Below are 3,338 nucleotides of genomic sequence, written 5' to 3'. Positions count from 1 at the left end.
AGATGGCGCCCATTACAGAGATTTAAGTTTATCTTTCAGGATAAACCATCGATTACAAAAGCAGCCAGGAACAGGGACGTTGAGGGCAAAAATCATTTATTTGCTAAGACGGAGTTTGTTCATGCGTACATTAACCAGCCTTCTCTGGTTAACCCATTCCAATCAAACTGAAACACAATCCTTTAGGGCATCCGTCTGTTGCTTATTCATTTTTAATCACAAACGGAGCATAAAATGCCAATACCAGTAGTAATCGCCGCGGGGGCTGTCATGGGAGCAAAAGGACTTGGAATGGGAGGAGCAGCCTATGTAGGTTATCAGGGCGCGTCTTATGTCTATGAAGGGATACGTGACTGGATAGACCCAAGTCGGGTTGAGAAGCGCAAGACTGATTTATTGATTAATTTAACCAAAGAGAAACAGGAAAAGGAGTCAGAGCGGATGCAGCATTTAGATGAGGTGGTGAAAGGGATTCAGCAGCGAAGAGAAGAGCTTGACACGAGCGTAGTTCAGCAACAGCGTGAAATTCAGGCACTTGTGCAGGGAGTTGGTACTGACGGTGCAGCGATTCAGAGACAGGCAGACCAGATAGTTCCTCTCTCGGAAGGATTAGAAGAAACAGCCCGTGCGCAACAGGAACTAATTAACCGTTTACAGCAGGAGTTGCAGACGAAGCAACTTGCTTTTGAAGAGGCAAAGCGCCAGTTGACGGAATCGGATGTCAGGCTAAGAGAAGCGTCTAAGGAGTTGGTGGAAACCAAAGCTAGAGTTTCCTCTTCCGATGCTCAGCAAGAACAAACACGCCAAAAATTAAGGCAATTAGAGGCAAAAATAAACTTAATGTCTTTGGAAAATCAGCAAAAGGATGGTTTAATCAAGCAAATTACTGAGGAAAATAAAGCCATTTATTCACAAATTACCAACTATGGTGCCGAACTACAATTATCAAAAAAAGAGATAGAAGAATTATCACATACCAAAGACTCTTTATCAGCTGAACTAACAGAAGCCAATGCATTAATAGAAACCCTCACGGAGCAACTGGAAGAGGCGCAGGAAAACAAACGCGGCCGTTCCCCCTCCCCTTCATTTTTTAAATAAGGAAATTCGCCATGTATAGTAAAACACAAGAAGTGAGTATCCCCCCTGTTGAGGAAATTGTAATTTCTGATGCTACTCAAACTGAGTTAGAGCTGATAAAGAAAAAGACTCAACAACAGTTGGAGTTATTAAAGAAGCAGACGGAGCGTTTAAAGTTATTTGACGCGAAGATTGACATTGATTATGCGATAAAGTGGTATGAGATAAAGAGTAGTCAGTTTTCAAAGCTGGCTACTTTTTACGGCCAGAAAGGCTGGTTTGAGCGTCAGGTTTTGCATGGGGAGGTGGTTGCTGGTGCGATTGTATTGGGATTGGCGGTTCATGCTTTAGCTTTTTTCGCAGTGGTGGGTGCCTACTATAAACTCAGTGAAATATTATCAGACCATTATAACATCGAAGAAGCGAATAAAGAGGCGATAAGAAAAAGCTTTGATGGTTTAAGGGAAGAATTAAAACAATCGATAGACACGTTTAATGAGATGGAGCGTAAGCTTGATGAGGCATTTACTGCTTTGGAAGAGCAGACTGCCAGTTTATCGACAACGATTGCGCAATTAGGCATTGAAGCAGGTAAGTTGCATAGCCAGGTTACGCGTCTTGAAGGGGTGGTAAAACAACTTCAGGAGCAGCAAGAGAAGATGTTGGCAACGACGGGTAAATTGAATGATGCGGGTGAGAAACTCAGCCTGGAGATAGATTCTCTTTCTGCGACAATTACAGAGAAGAAAGCGGCGATGGACTTGGTTTCGCAAGCAATCCTGTCTGTTGCACAAAGCTCATCAAAGACTGAAAAAGAAGTTTCTAAAGACAAGCAAATCGTGGTTGAATTATCTAAGGAAATGGCAGAAACGATGCTAAGTCTTGAAGAGAGTACAAAAGAAACTGTTCAAAAGTCGCAGTCTATCCACGAAAGAGCTCGACGAGCAATCGCTTTAAAGCAAAGAACGAGCGTTCAAGAAGACTCTCAGGGAGACAGTCCTGCAATTGTAGTACCTCGTTAGAGATACCCCCACTAGTTAACAATGTTATCCACTGAATTTGTGGATAACATTGATTTTAATTGCCACACTGTATAATATTTACCCACCTGCCTTTGATTTTTGAGCTTGTTGCTTTCAAAAGGGCTATGAGCGAAGCGAATTCGTTTTATGTTATCTTAGCAAAAGCGAGGCGTTATTGAGATAAATCTCTGCCTCGTCATTCGTCGCTTAGTCGCGTTATAGGTATTAACGGAGTGACGGGGTTTTGCAAGGAGGAAAGCGAAGCGGTCCTTGCAAAATGCTGTCACGTAGTTATTTTTTTTAGCGACTAAGGGAGGAATGATGAGGTGTTTTACTTCAATGGCGACTTGCGTTATCAAAAGGCTAATTGACCGTAGGTCAATTCCTTCTACAGAAGGTTATCAACAGATAATTTTCTAGATGTAATTAATGGGATAATTGGTAAGAGAGGACACTTAAAGCCGATTCATAGGGACACTTAAGTGATAGTATGGAATATGTTATCCACACAAAGAAGAGCCTGCCTCCTGATAAAAATCGTAAAAAAGTTATTTGGCTGTCAATTGGATTGATTTTTGTGCGGGTGTAATTGGGGTTAAGTGGGTTAACCGTTCCATTGCTCCCAATCGCTCACAAGGGAGCACTTTATTTGCAGTAGGGGTGACAATCTTCGGAACGAAAAGGTACGCTTAGGTTTCTTCGAAAGGCGCCTCACCTGCTGCTAACAGCGAGTGAATACGCTTGCGTTCCTGTTCGCGCTGCTCACGCTGTTTGCGCTCTTCTTCTTTCAGATGGGTGAGTAAACTTCCAAGATGGGCTTTGGCGTTCTTTTTTACGCCCACTAGATTGGCTATATCTATCACCGGCGCTTTAACCACCAGGTTACTCTCCTGCTTTTTTTGGCGGTCAAGTCGCTTGCGCGCCAAACGCCTTTGCGCCGACAACGCTTGCAAGTTGATACCACAGGCTTTAAAAAAAGACGGCATTAAACATTTAACCGCCGCAAGTCCGATAAAACGCTTCTCATCAGCCCTGCCCCCCTCTTTGATATCAAAACGCTCAGTTAACCGGAGGTAACCAGCTCTTTTTAATAACGAAAGAGCACGGTAAGCACGCTTTAGGCCGATACCTGCTTTTTTTGCAATAAAGCTCACCGTCAGAGAACGAAATCCCAGCGCATTAGGCACGCCAACTCGAAGGCTGGCAAGCTCCGTGTAATGAAGAAGAACCTGCGCA

Annotated in this window: 2 protein-coding genes and 1 pseudogene; 2 read left to right on the top strand and 1 reads right to left on the bottom strand. The window is 43.4% G+C overall.

Features of this window, described 5'->3' with window-relative positions:
* Window positions 1-234: 234 nt before the first annotated feature.
* Complete coding sequence (locus tag Lfee_RS16335; protein WP_058448069.1) at window positions 235-1,101, top strand: coiled-coil domain-containing protein; 867 nt, start codon at window positions 235-237, stop codon at window positions 1,099-1,101.
* A gap of 11 nt (window positions 1,102-1,112) precedes the next feature.
* Complete coding sequence (locus Lfee_RS16330; RefSeq protein ID WP_058448068.1) at window positions 1,113-2,102, top strand: hypothetical protein; 990 nt, start codon at window positions 1,113-1,115, stop codon at window positions 2,100-2,102.
* A 689-nt stretch (window positions 2,103-2,791) separates the two neighbouring features.
* Here Lfee_RS16330 and Lfee_RS16325 read toward each other — a convergent pair.
* Window positions 2,792-3,338, bottom strand: a pseudogene (locus tag Lfee_RS16325) (hypothetical protein); the annotation flags it as partial.

The organism is Legionella feeleii, from assembly GCF_001467625.1.
Taxonomy (GTDB): domain Bacteria; phylum Pseudomonadota; class Gammaproteobacteria; order Legionellales; family Legionellaceae; genus Tatlockia; species Tatlockia feeleii.
Note: the sequence above shows the minus strand (reverse complement) of the source record. Positions and strands in the feature narration are given on the sequence as shown.